The sequence below is a fragment of the Micromonospora sp. NPDC005413 genome, from assembly GCF_040606435.1.
Taxonomy (GTDB): Bacteria; Actinomycetota; Actinomycetes; order Mycobacteriales; family Micromonosporaceae; genus Micromonospora.
The window spans coordinates 403,155-420,521 of sequence record NZ_JBEXEV010000002.1 but is presented as its reverse complement, the minus strand read 5'-3'; the positions used below and the strand labels follow the sequence as shown (position 1 = coordinate 420,521).

At 69.3% G+C, this 17,367-nt stretch carries 16 protein-coding genes and 1 pseudogene; 9 read left to right on the top strand and 8 right to left on the bottom strand.

Going from position 1 to position 17,367, the window contains the following annotated elements:
- Positions 1-81: 81 nt before the first annotated feature.
- Positions 82-435 (top strand): DUF1801 domain-containing protein, encoded by a 354-nt coding sequence (locus tag ABZS37_RS04695; RefSeq protein ID WP_355165535.1) that lies wholly within the window; start codon positions 82-84, stop codon positions 433-435.
- A complete protein-coding gene (locus tag ABZS37_RS04690; protein WP_355165533.1) occupies positions 432-827 on the top strand; it encodes a VOC family protein in 396 nt (131 codons plus the stop codon). The genes ABZS37_RS04695 and ABZS37_RS04690 overlap by 4 nt, the downstream gene beginning before the upstream one ends.
- A gap of 243 nt (positions 828-1,070) precedes the next feature.
- Here ABZS37_RS04690 and ABZS37_RS04685 read toward each other — a convergent pair whose 3' ends face one another.
- Positions 1,071-1,379, bottom strand: coding sequence for a 4a-hydroxytetrahydrobiopterin dehydratase (locus ABZS37_RS04685; protein ID WP_355165531.1), 309 nt, complete (start codon positions 1,377-1,379; stop codon positions 1,071-1,073).
- A gap of 183 nt (positions 1,380-1,562) precedes the next feature.
- On the opposite strand from ABZS37_RS04685, the gene ABZS37_RS04680 reads away from it, so the two are divergent.
- Positions 1,563-2,003, top strand: a complete 441-nt coding sequence (locus ABZS37_RS04680; RefSeq protein ID WP_355165529.1) for a (deoxy)nucleoside triphosphate pyrophosphohydrolase — start codon at positions 1,563-1,565, stop codon at positions 2,001-2,003.
- A gap of 191 nt (positions 2,004-2,194) precedes the next feature.
- Here ABZS37_RS04680 and ABZS37_RS04675 read toward each other — a convergent pair whose 3' ends face one another.
- From ABZS37_RS04675 to ABZS37_RS04650, 6 genes are all read right to left on the bottom strand, one after another.
- Entirely contained in the window at positions 2,195-3,256 is a 1,062-nt protein-coding gene (locus ABZS37_RS04675) for a succinate dehydrogenase/fumarate reductase iron-sulfur subunit (RefSeq protein ID WP_355165527.1), read from the bottom strand.
- Positions 3,253-5,181 carry a fumarate reductase/succinate dehydrogenase flavoprotein subunit gene (locus tag ABZS37_RS04670; protein WP_355165525.1) on the bottom strand — a complete coding sequence of 643 codons (1,929 nt, stop codon included), beginning with the start codon at positions 5,179-5,181 and terminating at the stop codon, positions 3,253-3,255. Before ABZS37_RS04670 ends, ABZS37_RS04675 begins: the two co-directional genes overlap by 4 nt.
- A 12-nt stretch (positions 5,182-5,193) precedes the next feature.
- Positions 5,194-6,000, bottom strand: coding sequence for a hypothetical protein (locus ABZS37_RS04665; protein ID WP_355165523.1), 807 nt, complete (start codon positions 5,998-6,000; stop codon positions 5,194-5,196).
- Positions 6,001-6,264: 264 nt separating this feature from the next.
- Positions 6,265-7,662, bottom strand: coding sequence for a metallopeptidase TldD-related protein (locus ABZS37_RS04660; RefSeq protein WP_355165521.1), 1,398 nt, complete (start codon positions 7,660-7,662; stop codon positions 6,265-6,267).
- The gene (locus ABZS37_RS04655) at positions 7,659-9,095 is read right to left on the bottom strand and encodes a TldD/PmbA family protein (RefSeq protein ID WP_355165519.1); all 1,437 of its coding nucleotides are present in this window, start codon (positions 9,093-9,095) and stop codon (positions 7,659-7,661) included. Before ABZS37_RS04655 ends, ABZS37_RS04660 begins: the two co-directional genes overlap by 4 nt.
- Before the next feature lie 33 nt (positions 9,096-9,128).
- A complete protein-coding gene (locus ABZS37_RS04650; protein WP_355165517.1) occupies positions 9,129-9,677 on the bottom strand; it encodes a Uma2 family endonuclease in 549 nt (182 codons plus the stop codon).
- Positions 9,678-9,953: 276 nt separating this feature from the next.
- On the opposite strand from ABZS37_RS04650, the gene ABZS37_RS04645 reads away from it, so the two are divergent.
- From ABZS37_RS04645 to ABZS37_RS04620, 6 genes and pseudogenes are all read left to right on the top strand, one after another.
- A complete protein-coding gene (locus ABZS37_RS04645; protein WP_355165903.1) occupies positions 9,954-11,009 on the top strand; it encodes an ABC transporter ATP-binding protein in 1,056 nt (351 codons plus the stop codon).
- Entirely contained in the window at positions 11,006-12,070 is a 1,065-nt protein-coding gene (locus ABZS37_RS04640) for a dipeptide ABC transporter ATP-binding protein (protein ID WP_355165515.1), read from the top strand. Before ABZS37_RS04645 ends, ABZS37_RS04640 begins: the two co-directional genes overlap by 4 nt.
- Positions 12,067-13,080, top strand: coding sequence for an ABC transporter permease (locus ABZS37_RS04635; protein ID WP_355165513.1), 1,014 nt, complete (start codon positions 12,067-12,069; stop codon positions 13,078-13,080). Before ABZS37_RS04640 ends, ABZS37_RS04635 begins: the two co-directional genes overlap by 4 nt.
- 10 nt (positions 13,081-13,090) lie before the next feature.
- The gene (locus ABZS37_RS04630; protein ID WP_355165511.1) at positions 13,091-14,077 is read left to right on the top strand and encodes an ABC transporter permease; all 987 of its coding nucleotides are present in this window, start codon (positions 13,091-13,093) and stop codon (positions 14,075-14,077) included.
- A 156-nt stretch (positions 14,078-14,233) separates the two neighbouring features.
- Positions 14,234-15,976 (top strand): ABC transporter substrate-binding protein, encoded by a 1,743-nt coding sequence (locus tag ABZS37_RS04625; RefSeq protein WP_355165509.1) that lies wholly within the window; start codon positions 14,234-14,236, stop codon positions 15,974-15,976.
- Positions 15,977-16,054: 78 nt separating this feature from the next.
- Positions 16,055-16,222: pseudogene (locus ABZS37_RS04620) on the top strand (3-phosphoshikimate 1-carboxyvinyltransferase); the annotation flags it as partial.
- A gap of 60 nt (positions 16,223-16,282) precedes the next feature.
- Here the strand turns inward: ABZS37_RS04620 and ABZS37_RS04615 are convergent.
- Positions 16,283-17,095 carry a DUF427 domain-containing protein gene (locus ABZS37_RS04615; protein WP_355165507.1) on the bottom strand — a complete coding sequence of 271 codons (813 nt, stop codon included), beginning with the start codon at positions 17,093-17,095 and terminating at the stop codon, positions 16,283-16,285.
- Between the last annotated feature and the right edge of the window lie 272 nt (positions 17,096-17,367).

Genomic DNA, 17,367 nt, shown 5'->3' with positions numbered 1-17,367 from the left:
CGGCAACGGCTCTTGGTCGGCGTCGCCCGTCAGCGGATCTTGAACGGCGGCAAGGGAACCACTCGACCGAAGGGCTTCGCGATGACCATCGACGACTACCTGACCGGCCTGCCCGGCCCACTGCGCGAGATCGGGGAGAAGCTGACACCCGTCATCGCGGCTGCCCTGCCCGGGGCGACCGGCGCGATGTGGCACGGCCACCCCGTCTGGAGCCTGGGCGACCGGCCGGGCCTGCGCCCGGTCTGCCTGCTCAAGGCGTACCGGTCGAACGTCACCTTCGGGCTGTGGCGGGGGCAGGAGATCACCGATCCGTCCGGACGACTGGTGCCCGGCGCACGGGCGATGGCGGCGGTGAAGCTGCACGAGGTCGCCGACATCGATCCGGCGCTGTTCACCGACTGGCTCCGCGCGGCGACCGCGCTGGAGGAGGCGTGAGCACGCTGCGGGTGACGGGTTTCGACCACCTGGTGCTGACCGTCGCCGACGTGGAGCGGGCGCTGGACTTCTACTGCGGCCAGCTCGGGTTGGAGCCGGTACGGGTCGACGAGTGGCGGGCCGGCGCCGCTTCCTTCCCGTCGGCGCGGATCAGCCCGGAGAGCATCGTCGACCTCGTTCGTGGCGACCGGCAGGGCGCGAACGTGGATCATTTCTGCCTGGTGGTGGCACCACTGGACTGGGCGCAGGTGATCGACTCGGGGGCCTTCACGGTGCTGACCGGCCCGGTCGGCCGGTTCGGTGCTCGCGGCTCGGCGACCTCGATCTACGTGCGGGACCCGGACGGAAACTCCGTGGAGCTGCGCTGGTACCCGCAGGACGCCGACCGGTGAGCCGACCGTGCGGTCGGGTCGTGCGGTGGGGTCGTGCCGTGATCGGCTCGATGTCGCCGATGTTGGGGGATCCCCGGCGTAGGGAAACCCCGACATCGGCGAAACGGAGTCGATCACCGCCGGCGAGGTCGGTCCCTGGTGGGCTTGCGGCGGGACCCTGCACCACATCAGCACGCCGATCACGGCCAGCGGACTGGTGCCCCTTTCGCGGAGACCTCAGACCTCGGCAACCACTCAGGAACCTCAGGACTCGGTGACGGTTCGGTAGACGTCCTCGATCCGGGCGGCCAGCAGGACCTCGCCCTCGGTCAACGGCTCGCCGTTGCCGTGCCCCACCCGGATCTGGGTGCTGTCTGCGTGGCGGCTGATCTCGGGGCGCAGGTGCAGCGCGTCGGCGATCACCTTCACACGTTCGGTCAGCGCCGCGTGTTGGGTATCGTCGATCACGAGCGTGCGTCGGATCTGCTCGTCTTCCCGCGTCCAACCAGATAGCAAGGTCAACGCGTCGGAAAGGTAGTCGTGCTTGGCTCGGCTGTTGAACAGCACGCGCATCACCGCACCCCCCAAGCGCCGTTGCCGGCTTGTGGCCAAATCGTCGCCATCCCGTGCCTTGTCGGTGCCCTCTAGTCTCTCGCCGCTCGGAAGGGGTGTCCACGCCCACACTTCCGGGTTCTATTGGCCTAGCGGCCGGTTACGGTACCCAAACCGCCGATTGATCTGGCACCCTGGACGCCCGTGCAGACCGAACGGGCGAATGGTGGCGGGCAGGCCGAACGACGGGACCCGAAGGTGATCGTCGGTGCGGCGATCATCCAGGACGGGCGGGTGCTCGCCTGTGCGCGCTCCGCCCCGCCGGAGGTGGCGGGGATGTGGGAGTTTCCCGGTGGGAAGGTCGAGCCGGGGGAGGCCGAGACCGACGCGCTGATCCGGGAGTGCGCCGAGGAGTTGGCCGTACGCGTGGAGATCGGCGACCGGGTCGGCCGCGACGTGCGGATGGCGCACGGCCGCTCGGTGCTCAAGGTGTACGCCGCCCGCCTGCTCGATGGCGAAGAGCCGCAGGCGCTGGAACACGAGGCGCTCCGCTGGCTCGCGGCCAACGAACTGGACTCGGTCACCTGGCTCCCCGCCGACGCCCCCATCGTCGCGGCCCTGCGCCCCCTGCTAACCACCCCCTGAACCCCCACCCACGGCGGGCTCCCTGGCCACCATGGCTCCCGTTGATCATGAAGTTATTGCCGCGACACGCCGGACAGCGTGGCAATAACTTCATGATCAACGGGGTGGGTCGGCGGGGTGGGGACGGGGTGGGTGAGGGTATGGGACGGGGGCTACCGGCAGCGCCGGTAGCCCCCGTTTTGGTGGTCTTGTCAGTGCTTGTCCTGGTCCGGGTGCGCGAAGTTGAGGTGCTCCGGAGGCAGCGGGAAGGTCACGTCGTCGCCGAACGGCGACGGCGCGGCGGCCCGGTCGAAGGTGAGCTCGGTCAGTGGCAACCGGCCCCGGTCGTCGACCGCCGGAGCGGTCGGGTGGGGCACCTCCCGGTCCCAGTTGACGCCGCTCTGCGCCTGCGTCTCGGCCCGCGGGTCGTGGGAGCCACCCGCGTGCGAGTGCACCCCGCCCCTGGCCGCAGCCGGCGACGTCGAGCCCTGACGGGCGGTGGTCACGCTGGTCTGGGGAGTCTCGCCCCGACGGAAGATCTTGCTACCAAGCCACACAAGGGGATCGTACCTGCGGTCGACGACCCGTTCCTTCATGGGGATGATCCCGTTGTCAGTGATCTTGATGTGCTCGGGGCAGACCTCGGTGCAGCACTTGGTGATGTTGCAGAAGCCGAGGCCCTGTTCGGCCTGCGCGTACTCCTTGCGGTCGGTCCGGGCGTCCAGCGGGTGCATGTCCAGCTCGGCCGCCCGGATGAAGTACCGCGGGCCGGAGAACGCCTGCTTGTTCTCGTCGTGATCGCGGATCACGTGGCAGACGGTCTGGCACAGGAAGCACTCGATGCACTTGCGGAACTCCTGCGAGCGCTCGACATCCACCTGCTGCATCCGGTAGTCGCCCGGGGCCACGTCCGCCGGCGGCGCGAACGCCGGCGTCTCCCGTGCCTTCTCGTAGTTGAACGAGACGTCGGTGACCAGGTCCCGGATGACCGGGAAGGTACGCAGCGGGGTGACCGTGACGGTCTCCTCGTCGCCGAAGGTCGACATCCGGGTCATGCAGCCCAGCCGCGGCTTGCCGTTGATCTCCATTGAGCAGGAGCCGCACTTGCCGGCCTTGCAGTTCCACCGGCAGGCCAGGTCGGGCGCGTCGGTGGCCTGCAAGCGGTGGATGACGTCGAGGACGACCTCGCCCTCGTTCACCTCGACCATGTAGTCCTGCAGGTCACCGCCGGTCTCGTCACCCCGCCAGATCCGGAACTGACGCTTCACGCTCATCGGTTGTCCGCCTCTCCAGCGTCGGCGACGAGAGCGTCGAAGTCGGCGAGCTCCTCGTCGGTGAGGTACTTGCCCAGCTCCACCCGGTCGAAGAGGCCGATCAGCTCCGGCCGCATCTTCGGCAGCGGCTTCCGGGTCAGCTGCACGGTGTGGCCGTCCAGCGAGCAGACCAGGTTCACCTGCCGCCACTTCGGCTCCATTGCCGGGTAGTCCTCCCGGGTGTGCCCGCCGCGCGACTCCTGCCGCTCCAGCGCCGCCTTCGCGGTGCACTCCGAGACCACCAGCATGTTGCGCAGGTCCAGGGCCAGGTGCCAGCCCGGGTTGTAGCGTCGGCCGCCGGCCGCACTCACCTTGGCCACCCGCTCGCGCAGCTCGGCCAGCCTGACGAGCGCGTCGGCCAGCTCGCCCTCCCGCCGGATGATGCCGACCAGATCCCCCATGACCGCCTGAAGGTCCTGCTGCAGGGTGTACGGGTTCTCGCCGGTGTCCCGTTGCAGCGGGGCGAGCGCGGTCTCCACGGCAGCCTCGACCGCGTCCACGGCCACCTTCGGCCGGGCGGCCAGCCCGTCGGCGTAGCTGGCCGCGTGCCCGCCCGCCCGCTTGCCGAAGACCAGCAGGTCGGACAGGGAGTTGCCGCCGAGTCGGTTGGAGCCGTGCATGCCGCCGGAGACCTCACCGGCGGCGAACAGGCCGCGTACGTGGCCGAAGGCGGCACCCGAATCCGGGTCCACCTCGACGCCGCCCATCACGTAGTGGCAGGTCGGCCCGACCTCCATCGGCTCGGCGGTGATGTCGACGTCGGCCAGCTCCTTGAACTGGTGATACATCGACGGCAGCCGTCGGCGGATCTCGTCGGCCGAACGCCGGCTCGCGATGTCCAGGAAGACACCACCGGCGGGGGAGCCCCGGCCGGCCTTGACCTCGCTGTTGATCGCGCGGGCCACCTCGTCACGGGGCAGCAGCTCCGGCGGACGCCGGTTGTTGTCCGGATCGGTGTACCAGCGGTCCGCCTCCTCCTCGGTCTCCGCGTACTGCTTGCGGAAGACGTCGGGGACGTAGTCGAACATGAACCGCTTGCCGTCGGAGTTCTTCAGGACGCCACCGTCGCCGCGTACCGATTCGGTGACCAGGATGCCCTTCACCGAGGGCGGCCAGACCATGCCGGTCGGGTGGAACTGGAGGAACTCCATGTTGATCAGAGTCGCCCCGGCGCGCAGCGCCAACGCGTGCCCGTCCCCGGTGTACTCCCAGGAGTTCGAGGTGACCTTGTAGGAGCGTCCGACGCCACCGGTGGCCAGCACGACGGCCGGCGCCTCGAAGAGAACGAACTCCCCGGACTCGCGGTAGTAGCCGAACGCGCCGGCGACCCGGTCACCGTCGAGCAGCAGCTCGGTGATGGTGGTCTCGGAGAACACCTTGATCCGGGCGTCGTACGAGCCGAACTCCCGGTGATCCTCCTGCTGGAGCGAGACGATCTTCTGCTGGAGGGTGCGGATCAGCTCCAGGCCGGTCCGGTCGCCCACGTGCGCCAGGCGCGGGTACTCGTGGCCGCCGAAGTTGCGCTGGGAGATCTTGCCGTCCTTGGTGCGGTCGAAGAGCGCACCGTACGTCTCCAGCTCCCAGATCCGCTGCGGCGACTCCTTCGCGTGCAGCTCGGCCATCCGGAAGTTGTTGAGGAACTTGCCGCCGCGCATGGTGTCGCGGAAGTGCACCTGCCAGTTGTCCCGGCTGTTCACGTTGCCCATCGCGGCGGCGGCGCCGCCCTCGGCCATCACCGTGTGCGCCTTGCCGAAGAGCGACTTGGAGATGATCGCGGTCTTCTTGCCGGCGAGCCGGGCCTCGATCGCCGCGCGCAGACCGGCGCCGCCGGCTCCGATGACGACGACGTCGTAGTGGTGTCGTTCGATGCGAGTGGTTGTGGTCATGTCAGGGGCCCTTTAGTTGATGAACCGCAGGTCGGAGAACCAGCCGGCCGCGAGCGCCATGATGTAGAAGTCGGCCAGCGCCAGGGTGCCGAGGGTGATCCAGGCGAGCTGCATGTGCCGGACGTTCAAGGCGGAGACGAACGTCCAGGCCTTGTACCGCACCGGGTGCTTGGAGAAGTGCTTGAGCCGGCCACCGATGATGTGCCGGCAGGAGTGGCAGGAGATGGTGTACGCCCAGAGCATGACCACGTTGAGCAGCAGGATGATGTTGCCGAGCCCGAAGCCGAAGCCCTTCGGCGAATGGAAGGCGAGGATCGCGTCCCAGGTGTTGATCAACGAGATGATCGCGGCGGCGTAGAAGAAGTAGCGGTGCAGGTTCTGACCGAGCAGCGGGAAACGGGTCTCACCGCCGTACTCCTTGTGACCGTCCGGCACGGCGCAGGCCGGCGGCGACAGCCAGAACGACCGGTAGTAGGCCTTGCGGTAGTAGTAGCAGGTGAGCCGGAACAGCAGCAGGAACGGCAGGGTCAGCGCGGCGTCCGGGATGATCCACCAGCCGGGCAGGAATCGGCCGAAGTGCGAGGCTGACTCGACGCACCGGTCGGTCACGCACGGGGAGTAGAACGGGGTCAGGTAGTGGAACTGGTCCACCCAGTACCACTTGTGCATGAACACCCGGACCGTCGCGTACGCGACCCAGGCGCTGAGCCCGATCACGGTGATCAGCGGGGCGAACCACCATCGGTCGGTACGCAACGTCTTCGCCGCGATGGCGGCGCGCGCCCGCGCTCCCCGCGGCTTCGTTGCCGTTGAAGTCATTCGAGTCGTCTCCTCGACGGGCCCGTACGGGCGGGCTGATCTTTCTCCGGTCGGCACGCGGACCGGCGAACCCGCACCCGCTGCCACGTCCATGCGCACACCAACGACCACGCCGGATCGACCGACGCAGCTAAGTGACACACGTTACGCCGATCTCTGCGGGCCGTCCGCGCAAGGGAGTGTCCCGTGTGTCTGGCCTGCGGAGAAGCCCTGGCGCGCAGATCGATGGCCGTTGTTAAGAACATCACTGCGCGTCCGGTCGGCTCAACCCGAGGCGCCCCCGGTGAAGTGCCAGGACGCCAGTCGCAGCGAGGGTGCCGCCCACCATGCACCGTCCACCCGGTCCGGTATGCGCACCGCCCCCGCGCCCAGCCCGAGCACGGCCCCGGGGCCGAGCGCCCGCGGGTACGACTCGGTGAACCGCAGGTCGCGTACGGCTCGCACGACCGTGCCGTCCTCGATCAGCCAGACACCGTTGCGGGTCAACCCGGTGACGACGAGGCTCTTCGGGTCGAGCACCCGGGTGTACCAGAGGTCGGTGACCAGCAGCCCGCGGCGTACGCCGGCGACCAGCGCCGCGGTGTCCGCGTCGACCACCGCACCGGCGGCTCCGCCGGTGGTGCTGCGGCCCACCGCACTGGCCGGGCCGGCCGCCGCGCCGGACAGGCGCAGGTTGCGCGCCATCGGACCCCAGGTGACACCACCCGCGGTCGCGTGGCCGGTGGACTCCGCGCCGGCCTCGGCGGCGGTACGCCGATCGTGCGCCACCGCTCGGGTGGTGCCCGCCTCGACCAGGGTCAGCGCCCGTCGACCGGTGCCTTCGGCATCGAACGGCAGCCCCGACGCGCCCAGCGGATCGTCCACCAGGGTCACCGCCGAGTCGAACTGGGCCACCCCTGGCTGGGCGAACGACTGTCGCTCGGCGTACCGCTTGCCGTTGAAGCCGTACCAGGCGAGGTTCTGCAAGAGGTCCGCCACGGCGGACGGCTCGAACACCACCTCGTAGCGCCCCGGCGGCAGCTCGACCGGGTCGGCCGCCGCCTGCGCCTTCGCGGCGGCCTGCGCGCCCAACTCGGCACCGTCGAGGTCGGAGAGCCGGTCGGCGCAGCGCCGGGCCACCCCGTCCGCGCCGTCGCGGCGGGCGATGCCGTCCATCGCCGCCTCCGCGGAGCGGCCGTACGCGGTGTGCCCGGCCGAGTTGGCGAACGCCGACGAGCGGTGCGCGGTGCGGCAGTAGCCGGCGGTGCTGAGGCCCCCGGCGGCGGCCACGAACGCGCCGACCCGATCGGCCCGCTGATCCGGCTCGGCGTGTGCGGTGGCCTCGTCGACGGGCGGCGCGGCCGGCGCGGGTGTGGGCGGAGCCAGCCCCGGCCAGCCCGGGTCGGGCGGGCAGAGCCGCGCCGCGGCCAGGGTGCGCTCGACCAGCGCGTGCAGCCCGTCGGCGGTGACCACACTGCCGCTTCCGGCGGTGGTCCGACCGTCGACGTGCACCCGCAGCCGGACCCCGACGGTCGACTCCGCGACGTTCTGGTGGATGGCCGAGTTGGCGAACCGGGTCAGCGCCAGGTCCGCCCGCGTCACCACCGCCTCAGCCTGGGCGGTCGGACCACCTAGCCGTCGGACCAGCTCAATGACCTGCCCCGCCAACTCTGGCTCCGTCATGCCGACACCCCCACCCGGACGTTGCGGAAGCGGGCCGGCGCGGCCGGGTGGCCGGTGTGCCCGATCTGGCCGGGCTGGCCCTTGCCGCAGTTGGGCGTTCCCCAGGAGACCGTCTCGCCGGAGAGCATGTCCATTGAGCGCCAGAAGAGCGGGCCGATCCCGGTGTAGGTGGGATTGCGCAGCATCCGCCCCCGCCGACCCTTCTTGATCTCCCAGCCGACCTCACAGCCGAACTGGAAGTTGAGGCGCTTGTCGTCGATCGACCAGGAACGGTTGAGGTCCATCAGCACCCCGTCGTCGGTGGCCGCGATGATCTCCTCCAGGGTGTGCGGGCCGGGTTCCAGGCCGACGTTGGTCATCCGCACCATCGGCAGCCGGGCCCACCCGTCGGCCCGTACGCTGCCGGCGTAGTCGAGGCTGGCCATGGCTGCGGAGTCCCGGCCGGCGAGCACGCCCACCCACCGTCCATCACGGACCGCGTCGCGCCTGACCGCGGGGGAGCCCTCGTCGTCGAAGCCGAAGCTGCCCAGCGCTCCAGGGATGGTCGGGTCGATGGTGATGTTCATCAGCTCCGAGCCGTAGCGCAGCGAGCCGAGTTGGGCCAGGTCCAGCCAGGACGTGCCGGCGAACGCGGCCTCCCAGCCGAGGATCCGGTCCAGCTCGATGGCATGGCCGACCGACTCGTGGATCTGCAGGGCGAGCTGCTCGCCGCCGAGGATCAGATCCGTCTCGCCGGCCGGGCAGGGCGGCGCGGTGAGCAGCGCCCGCGACTCCTCAGCGATCTGCGCGGCGTGCGCGGCCAGGTCGAGCGACTCGACCAGCTCCCAGCCGGTGGTGCCGTACTGCCCCCGGTAGCTCGGCCAGGACCGGCGCTGTGTCTCGCCGTCGCCGATCGAGGTGGCCGAGATGCCGCCACCGCACTCGCGGATCCGCTGGTCGATCCGGTGGCCCTCGCTGGAGACGAACCACTTCGCGGTGTCCCAGATCTGGTACAGGCCCTCGGCCAGGTCGGCGCCGTGCTCGGCCATCGTCCGGGTCGCGCCGACCAGGAGGTCGCCCTTGTCCGACAGCGGCACCCCGAGCGGGTCGATCTGGCAACCGGAGGCCCAGCTCGCGGTGACCGCTTCGACCGGCACCAGGTCGACCGGCGGACCGGGCACCCGCGCGCTCGCCATGGCGGTCCGGGTCGCACGTCGGCCGGCGTCGCGGGCGGCAGCGTCCGAGAGATCGGGTACGGCGTGGAAGCCCCAACTCGCCCCGACCAGCGCCCGGACGCCGAGCCCGATGCTCTCGTCCTGGGTCAGCTCCTCCACGTCGCCGTTGCGCGCGGTCATCGACTCGTAACGGCGGTGCATCACCCGGGCGTCGGCGTACCGGGCGCCCGCGTCGAGAGCGGCCTGGACGGTGGCGGTGGCCGCGTCGAACTCGGTCATGTGACCGACCCTAGGCCAGCCGACCGACACCCGTCAGGGGAGCAGATCCTCCGGCCGGATAGTGGCCTTCACCGGCTCAGTGAGCACCAGCAGATCACCCGGTCTGGTCACGGACTGTTCGGTGTAATGACCGCCCCGACGCCGGTACAGATGCATGGTGCCGCTGTCCTGCTCCACCAGGAGGTACCACTCGATGCCCGCGGCGGCGTAGTAGTGCATTTTGAGCACCTTGTCGGTCGACGCGTTGCTCGGCGAGATGATCTCGCACACCAGCCGCACGTCACCCGCCTCGACGTTGAGTTCGTCGAAGTCGATCGGGCCGGTGATAACAAGATCGGGAATCGGTATCCGTCCTGGCCTGAGTCGAACGTTCACCGCTTCCAGGACGTGCAGGCCGGCTTCGCGAACCGGGGTTCGCAGCACCGCGCGTAGTTCGCCGGAGATGTTCTGGTGTCGGGGGGTGGAGGCTGGGGTCACGTGGAGGCTCCCGTCGAAGAGTTCGACGCGTTGCTGCGTCTCGCCGAGGGCGAGGTAGTCCTCTTCCGTCCACGGGCCTTCGTGGCCGAACACTGCCGCGGTCATCGTCACCTCCACCTCGTGCCGGCGGGAATCCTCCCGGTGCCGCCGCCACCATGGTCGCACCCGACGTGCGATCAGGAGATGAATGGGCGTGGATAGCGAGGTGAGGGGTGTTCAGGGCGATGCCGACTCGTTACGCTCTGGCCCGCTGACAGGTGCCGACTTTGTAGCTTATTTTCACCCTCGGGACTTTCCTGTAAGTTCTCTTCGTCACTGAGGGAGGCGGCCGTGGACAGCTCGGATTCGGCGCCGTCCGGGGAACCGGACGACAGTCCCGCCGTGCCGGGGCAGCGTGGCAACGAGGACGCCTACCTGCGGGTGACCGACCTGCGGGTCCGGTTCGACACCGAGGACGGCGTGGTGCGCGCGGTCGACGGGGTGTCGTTCGCCGTCGAGCGGGGCCGCACGCTCGGCATCGTGGGCGAGTCGGGCTCCGGCAAGAGCGTCACCTCGCTGGCCATCCTCGGCCTGCACGATGCCAAACGGACCACCATCACCGGGGAGATCTCCGTCGGTGGCCAGCAGTTGGTGGGCCTCGGAGACGAGGAGGTACGCCGGCTGCGTGGCCGTGACATGGCGATGATCTTCCAGGACCCGCTGTCGGCGCTGCACCCGTACTACACGGTGGGCCGGCAGATCGCCGAGGCGTACCGGGTGCACCACCCGAAGGCCAACCGGCGGGAGGCCCGCCAACGGGCGGTGGACATGCTGGACCGGGTCGGCATCCCGCAGCCGGCACGCCGCTTCGACCAGTACCCGCACGAGTTCTCCGGCGGCATGCGCCAACGGGCGATGATCGCGATGTCCCTGGTCAACGACCCGGCGCTGCTGATCGCCGACGAGCCGACCACCGCGCTGGACGTCACCGTGCAGGCGCAGATCCTGGACCTGCTCGCCGACCTGCAGGCCGAGTTCCACTCCGCGATCATCCTGATCACCCACGACCTCGGCGTGGTCGGCCAGGTCGCCGACGAGGTGCTGGTGATGTACGGCGGTCGGGCCGTCGAGCGGGGCAGCGTCGAGCAGGTGCTCCGCTCGCCGCAGCATCCGTACACCTGGGGGTTGCTCTCCAGCGTGCCGTCGCTGCACGGCGACGCGGACGCGGACCTGTTGCCCATCCGCGGCAACCCGCCCAGCCTGATCAACCTGCCGCCCGGCTGCGCGTTCCACCCACGCTGCCGGTACGCGGAACGCACCGGCGGCCGGTCCCGCACCGAGGTGCCGGAGCTGCGTCCGGCGGGCGCGGGCGGTCACCTGGCGGCCTGTCACCTGAGCGTCGAGCAGCGCGCCGCGCTCTATGCCGAGGACATCGCATCCGTGGGGGTGGCCCGATGACGGACGAGCCGCTGCTGCGGGTACGCGGTCTGACCAAGCACTTTCCGGTACGCCAGGGGCTGCGTTCCACGGGTCTGGTGCAGGCGGTCGACGGTCTCGACTTCGACGTGCGCCCGGGCGAGACGCTCGGCCTGGTGGGGGAGTCGGGCTGCGGCAAGACGACCACCGGCCGAATGCTGGTGCGGCTGCTGGAGCCGACCAGCGGCAGCATCGAGTTCGCAGGGCGGGACATCACGCACGCCGGCCGTCGGGAGTTGCGCCCGCTGCGCCAGGAATTCCAGATCATCTTCCAGGACCCGTACGCGTCCCTGAACCCCCGGCACACCGTCGGACGGATCGTGGCGATGCCGTTGCAGGTCAACGGGATCAAGCCGCCGGGCGGGGTCAAGGCGCGGGTGCAGGAGCTGCTGGAGCTGGTCGGGTTGAACCCGGAGCACTACAACCGGTACCCGCACGAGTTCTCCGGCGGGCAGCGCCAGCGCATCGGCATCGCCCGCGCGCTGGCCCTGCGGCCCAAGCTGATCGTCGCCGACGAGCCGGTCTCCGCGCTGGACGTCTCGATCCAGGCGCAGGTGGTCAACCTGCTGCGCGACCTGCAACGAGACCTCGGCCTGGCGTTCGTGTTCATCGCGCACGACCTGGCCGTGGTGCGGCACTTCTGCCAGCGGGTCGCGGTGATGTACCTGGGCCGGATCGTCGAGATCGGCGACCGTGCGGATATCTACGAGCGCCCGCAGCACCCGTACACCCGGGCGTTGCTCTCGGCGATCCCGGATGTCACCCAGCTCGGCCCGGTCGGCCGGATCCGGTTGACCGGTGACGTGCCCACGCCGCTCGACCCGCCGTCGGGATGCCGGTTCCGTACCCGGTGCTGGAAGGCGCAGGACATCTGCGCCACCGAGGAGCCGGCGCTGGTCCCGCGCGACGGTGGCAGACAGGCCACCGCGTGTCACTTCCCCGAAGGGGAAGCAGCCAGCACCGGCCCGGAACGGGAAGCAGCCAGCACCGGCCCGGAACCCGCGGGGTCGATTGCCCAGGTCATCGAGGAGGTGTCGCCGTGAGCCTGTCCCCGGTGGAGGGTGTGGCGCTGGCCGAGATCGAGTCCGGCGCGGGCGCGGGCGCGGGCGGCCCGGCCGTGAAGGGCGTCGTCGGCCGCTCACCCGGTCAGCTCGCCTGGCTGCGGCTGCGCCGCGACCGGACGGCCGTGGTCAGCGGCGTACTGCTGATCTTCTTCATGCTGCTGGGGTTGGCCGCACCGCTGATCGAGATGGCCTACGGGATCGGGCCGCGGGAGCAGTTCCAGAACCTGCTGGACGGCTTCGGCATGCCACTGGGCTATGCCGGCGGGGTCACCGGGGAGCACTGGTTCGGCCTGGAACCGGGGCTGGGTCGGGACATCTTCATCCGGTTGATCTACGGGCTGCGGACCTCGCTGTTCATCGCGTTCGCCGCGGCACTGATCACCGCGACGATCGGTGTCATGCTCGGTGCGCTCGCCGGCTACCTCGGCGGCTGGCTCGACGCGGTGATCAACTGGATCACCGACCTGACCCTGGCCATGCCCTTCCTGATCATCGCGCTGGCGCTCACCCCCACCCTCACGCTGCGCTTCTACGGCGAGCGGGGGCAGGTGTCGTCCGCCTTCGGGGTGGGCGTGCTGATCGCCGTCTTCGCCGTCTTCGGCTGGACCAGCACGGCCCGGCTGGTGCGCGGGCAGGTGATCGCACTGCGCGAGCGGGAGTTCGTGGAGGCGGCCAAGGCCAGCGGCGCAGGGGTGGGGCACATGCTCTTCCGGCAGTTGCTGCCGAACATCTGGGCGCCGATCCTGGTCTCGTTCTCCCTCGCCGTGCCGCAGTTCATCACCAGCGAAGCCGCGCTCTCGTTCATCGGCGTCGGCCTCAGCGACGAGACGCCGAGCTTCGGTCGGATGATCTACCGCAGTCTGGACTTCCTCCAGACCGACCCGGCGTACGTGTTCTTCCCGGGCATCACGATCTTCGGGCTCGTGTTCGCCTTCAACCTCTTCGGCGACGCGTTGCGCGACGCGCTCGACCCGAAGTCGTCCCGGTAGGGGTGGACTCATGGCGCGGTTTCTGATCAAGCGGATCCTCTCCGCTCTGCTGACCCTCTTCGCGGTGAGCGTGCTGACCTTCCTGATGTTCTTCGCCCTGCCGCGCGACCCGGTCACCGGCATGTGCCCGAAGAACTGCAACCCGGAGCGGCTGGAGCGGGTCCGCGACGAGTTGGGCCTGAACGACCCGCTGATCAGCCAGTACGCCGGCTACATGAAGGGCATCGTCACCGGACGGGACCTGGGCAGCGCCCAGGGTGGCCGGTGTGACGCGCCCTGCCTGGGCTGGTCGTACGTCACCAACGAGGCCGTCTCGGACACCATCGCCCGGGTGCTGCCGGTGACGCTGAGCATCGTGATCCCGGCGGCGATCCTCTGGTTGCTGCTGGGTGTTGGTCTCGGCATGGTCTCCGCGTTGCGCCGGGGCACCTGGTTGGACCGCGTGGCCATCGGCTTCTCCCTGACCGGCGCCTCGTTGCAGCTCTACTTCGTGGGCGCGGTGCTGCTGCTGGTCTTCGTCTACAACCTGCGGGTGCTGCCGGTGCCCAGCTACACCTCCCTCTTCGACAATCCGGCGAAGTGGGCCAGCGGTCTCGTGTTGGCCTGGGTGGCGTTGGCCTTCCTGTTCTCGGCCATCTACGCCCGGCTGTCGCGGGCGCAGATGCTGGAGACGCTGTCGGAGGACTTCGTCCGCACCGCGCGGGCCAAGGGCCTGGCCAAACCCAAGGTGTACGGGCGACACGCGCTGCGCGCGGCGATCACCCCGGTGGTGACCATCGCCGGCCTGGACGTCGGTGGCGCGCTCGGCGGCACGGTGATCACCGAGACCACGTTCGGCATCCAGGGGCTGGGGCGTACGGCGGTGGACGCGGTGCGCTCGGGCGACCTGCCCACCATCATGGCCACCGTGTTGATCGCGGCCGTGTTCGTGGTGCTGGCGAACGTGCTGGTGGATCTGCTCTACGCGGCCATCGACCCCCGGGTCCGGCTGCGCTGAGCCGGGCGGTCGGCCGAGGTGTCCACCACTCGGCTCGGCGGCGAAATTTATCGACAACTGTTACACAATCCGTAGGTTTTCTTCCTTACGATCCTCGGGACGTCGGCGGTTCTCGCCCCGACGGACCGCACAGCACATTGGTGAAGGAGGTACTTCATGCGACCACGCGTAGCGGCTGCCGCAGGCGGCGCGATTGCTCTGGTTGTGGCATTGGGTGCGTGCTCGGAGAACACGGGCGAGGGCACCACGGTGGACACCGAGCGGCAGCAGACCGGGGTCATCGCGACCGACCCCAAGGACTCCAAGGGGCCGGCCGCCGAGGTGAGTGGGGCCGCGAAGGGCGGCACCTTCACCATCATCCGGGAGACGCCCATCTCCCACCTGGACCCGCAGCGGACGTACTCGTTCGCCGGTCTGATGACCAACCCGCTCTTCGCCCGCTACCTGACCACCTGGAAGGACGACGGCAAGGGTGGTCTGGTCCTGGTGGGCGACCTGGCCGAGACGCCGGGCACGAACGTGAACAAGGACTGCAAGGTCTGGGAATTCAAGGTCAAGGATGGGGTGAAGTTCGAGGACGGTCGGCCGATCACCTCCAAGGAGATCGCGTACGGCATCGCCCGTTCCTTCGACCCGGACCTCTCCGGCGGCCCGACCTACATCCAGGAGTGGCTGGCCGACACCGCGCAGTTCGACACGAAGTGGGACTTCAAGAAGAACAAGACGTCGCTGCCGCCGGGCCTGAGCACGCCGGATGCCAAGACGCTGCGCTTCGAGTTCGCCAAGCCCCGCTGCGACCTGCCGTTCGCGGTCTCGCTGCCGACCACCGCGCCGCTGCCCGCTGACAAGGACACCGGCGTCAACCTGGACCAGCAGCCGTTCTCCTCCGGCCCGTACAAGGTTGCCAAGAACCAGACCGGCGTACAGCTGACCCTGGACCGCAACCCCAACTGGGACCCGGCCACCGACGCCGTGCGCCACCAGTACCCCGACCAGTTCGTCCTGACCTACGGGCCCACCGCGGACGCCGCCAACAACCGGGTGATCGCCGACAACGGCGCCGACCAGAGCGCGCTCGCCTGGAACACCGTGCCGGCCTCGCTGGTCGCCCGGGTGGCCGGGGACGCCTCGCTCAAGTCGCGCAGCATCCTCTCGCCAACCCCGAGCGCCAACCAGCTCGTGATCAACAACCAGCGGGTCAAGGACCTGAAGATCCGCCAGGCGCTCAACTACGCCATCGACCGCGAGGGTCTGATCAAGGCGCTCGGCGGGCAGACCGTCGCCGCGCCGCTGACCACGCTCATGCCGCCGGCCACCATCGGCTACAAGGCGTACGAGGCCTACCCCGCGGGCCCCAACGGCGACGTCGCGAAGGTCAAGGAACTGCTCGGCGGGCAGACGCCGGAGCTGGTCCTCGGCGTCGCCGACAACACGACCGAGCAGCAGGAGGGCGCCCAGCTCAAGGCCAACCTGGAGCGGGCTGGCTTCAAGATCACGCTGCGGAACATCTCGGACGACGCGAAGCTCGACGAGGTCAAGAAGAAGGACAACCCCTGGGACCTGTACATCGGTAACTGGGCGGCGGACTGGCCGAGCGGCGCCTCGATCCTGCCGGTGCTCTACGACGGCCGCACCATCAAGGCCGAGGGCAACAGCAACAGCGCCTACTTCAACGACCCGACGATCAACGCCGAGATGGACCGCATCCTGGCGCTGGCCCCGGCCGAGCAGGGCCCGGAGTGGGCCAAGCTCGACGAGCGAATCATGAAGGAGCACGCCCCGGTGGTGCCGCTCTTCGTCGACGTGGCCTACAACGTGCACGGTTCCAAGGCCGGTGGGGTCTTCATCTCCAGCGTCTTCGGTTACCCGTCGTTCGTGAACGCGCACGTCAAGCCGTAAGTCACACCGCAGACAGGCAAGGGTCCCCGCCCAACAACGCCGTCGGGCGGGGACCCTTGCCGGATCTTGATCAATCCAGTGCGGCGTCAAGGAATCGACCGCATCGACGCCATGGCCACCGCACTTCATGCGTGCGGCATCATCACCAGTGCCGGACCCGACTGGCTGGAAATAATCCCCGGCCGACCGCACCCGGCACTGGTACAGACGCGAGCCGACCGCTGCATCGCGATGAGCATGAGCGCGCTGGGCATCATCCGTACACCGGGAATCCAGTTCGACGCGGTGCCAGGGCGTGCGTTTGGTTCAGGGAAAGTGCGTTGTCGGCCGGCTCAGTCGCTCGCCGTCGACGACGAGATCGACTTTCTCGTTGTAGAAGGCGATCAGGCCGGCGATCGGCAGGAGTGCGGCGGTTGGGAAGTCGTACGACCAGGCCAGGTCCGGGTGGGTTTGGTCATCGAGACGGACGGACCAGTAGTCGCTGGTCTGGCCCTTGTACGGGCAGGCGGTCCTCGTCGCCGACGCCACGAGGTGCCTGAAGTTCACGTCGGTCCGGTTGAGGTAGTAGCGGGTCGGTAGACCGGTTTCGAGGACCAGCACGGGCGATGTCGACTCGGCCAGGACGACCCCTTCCAGTTCCACCCTTACGCTGCGGGTGGAACGCAGCGCGTCCACCCGCGCATAAGGGTTCCGGGGGTGCACGAAGACCTCCTCGTCCTCCTCGAACCAGCTATCCATGGCTGCCCAGTCGAACCGGATCGTGTCCGCCAACCCGGCCAGCGCGTCGTCTCCGTACAACCGCCCGCACGAAGGACGGATCGTCTCGCCAACCTGCAGCCCGTGCAGCCGCGCGGTCCCGCGCCGGGACACCTCGGTGCGCTGGCCCTCGATCAACAGGTTGCGATTCAGGTCGTCGATGGGGATGTAGTACTGCGGGTAGAACGGCCATTCCCACACGTACCGCGCCCGCGTGGTTTCCAGTACCTGCTCGCCGCCGAGGAAGGCTCGGATCCGGCGAGGCACCGGCTCAATGTGGTCGACCGGGACGATCATCTTCGGATAATCCGACACGTTGTCCTCCCGTAATGTGACGGCCGGCTCGGGCAGGCGCCGGTTCAACGATCAGGGTGGCCCCCGCGTTGTCACATGCGTTTGTTGCAGCGACCGTAACCGATGTCGCCTTTCGTGACGAGCCCTTGGCGGCAGATCCGGACCCTCGCCGATGGTGGCCCGATGAGCGCAGCAGTCGATGGGTCAGCTCGGCGGGCGCTGTGTAGCAGTCCATCGCGGCAGATCCGCTCGCCGTGCCGGCAGGTCGTGCCGAGAAAGAACCAGGTGGGCGACAACCGGTTCGGCTTGATCCGCCGGGCTGCGGTGCTGCTCGTGCGGCA

What these genes read in the sequence shown, in the direction of transcription:
- ABZS37_RS04695 (WP_355165535.1), top strand. Translation starts at nt 82, where the DNA reads ATGACCATCGACGACTACCTGACCGGCCTGCCCGGCCCACTGCGCGAG.
- ABZS37_RS04685 (WP_355165531.1), bottom strand. Translation starts at nt 1,379, where the DNA reads ATGCGCGTGCTGTTCAACAGCCGAGCCAAGCACGACTACCTTTCCGAC.
- ABZS37_RS04675 (WP_355165527.1), bottom strand. Translation starts at nt 3,256, where the DNA reads ATGAGCGTGAAGCGTCAGTTCCGGATCTGGCGGGGTGACGAGACCGGC.
- ABZS37_RS04670 (WP_355165525.1), bottom strand. Translation starts at nt 5,181, where the DNA reads ATGACCACAACCACTCGCATCGAACGACACCACTACGACGTCGTCGTC.
- ABZS37_RS04665 (WP_355165523.1), bottom strand. Translation starts at nt 6,000, where the DNA reads ATGACTTCAACGGCAACGAAGCCGCGGGGAGCGCGGGCGCGCGCCGCC.
- ABZS37_RS04660 (WP_355165521.1), bottom strand. Translation starts at nt 7,662, where the DNA reads ATGACGGAGCCAGAGTTGGCGGGGCAGGTCATTGAGCTGGTCCGACGG.
- ABZS37_RS04655 (WP_355165519.1), bottom strand. Translation starts at nt 9,095, where the DNA reads ATGACCGAGTTCGACGCGGCCACCGCCACCGTCCAGGCCGCTCTCGAC.
- ABZS37_RS04650 (WP_355165517.1), bottom strand. Translation starts at nt 9,677, where the DNA reads ATGACCGCGGCAGTGTTCGGCCACGAAGGCCCGTGGACGGAAGAGGAC.
- ABZS37_RS04640 (WP_355165515.1), top strand. Translation starts at nt 11,006, where the DNA reads ATGACGGACGAGCCGCTGCTGCGGGTACGCGGTCTGACCAAGCACTTT.
- ABZS37_RS04630 (WP_355165511.1), top strand. Translation starts at nt 13,091, where the DNA reads ATGGCGCGGTTTCTGATCAAGCGGATCCTCTCCGCTCTGCTGACCCTC.
- ABZS37_RS04625 (WP_355165509.1), top strand. Translation starts at nt 14,234, where the DNA reads ATGCGACCACGCGTAGCGGCTGCCGCAGGCGGCGCGATTGCTCTGGTT.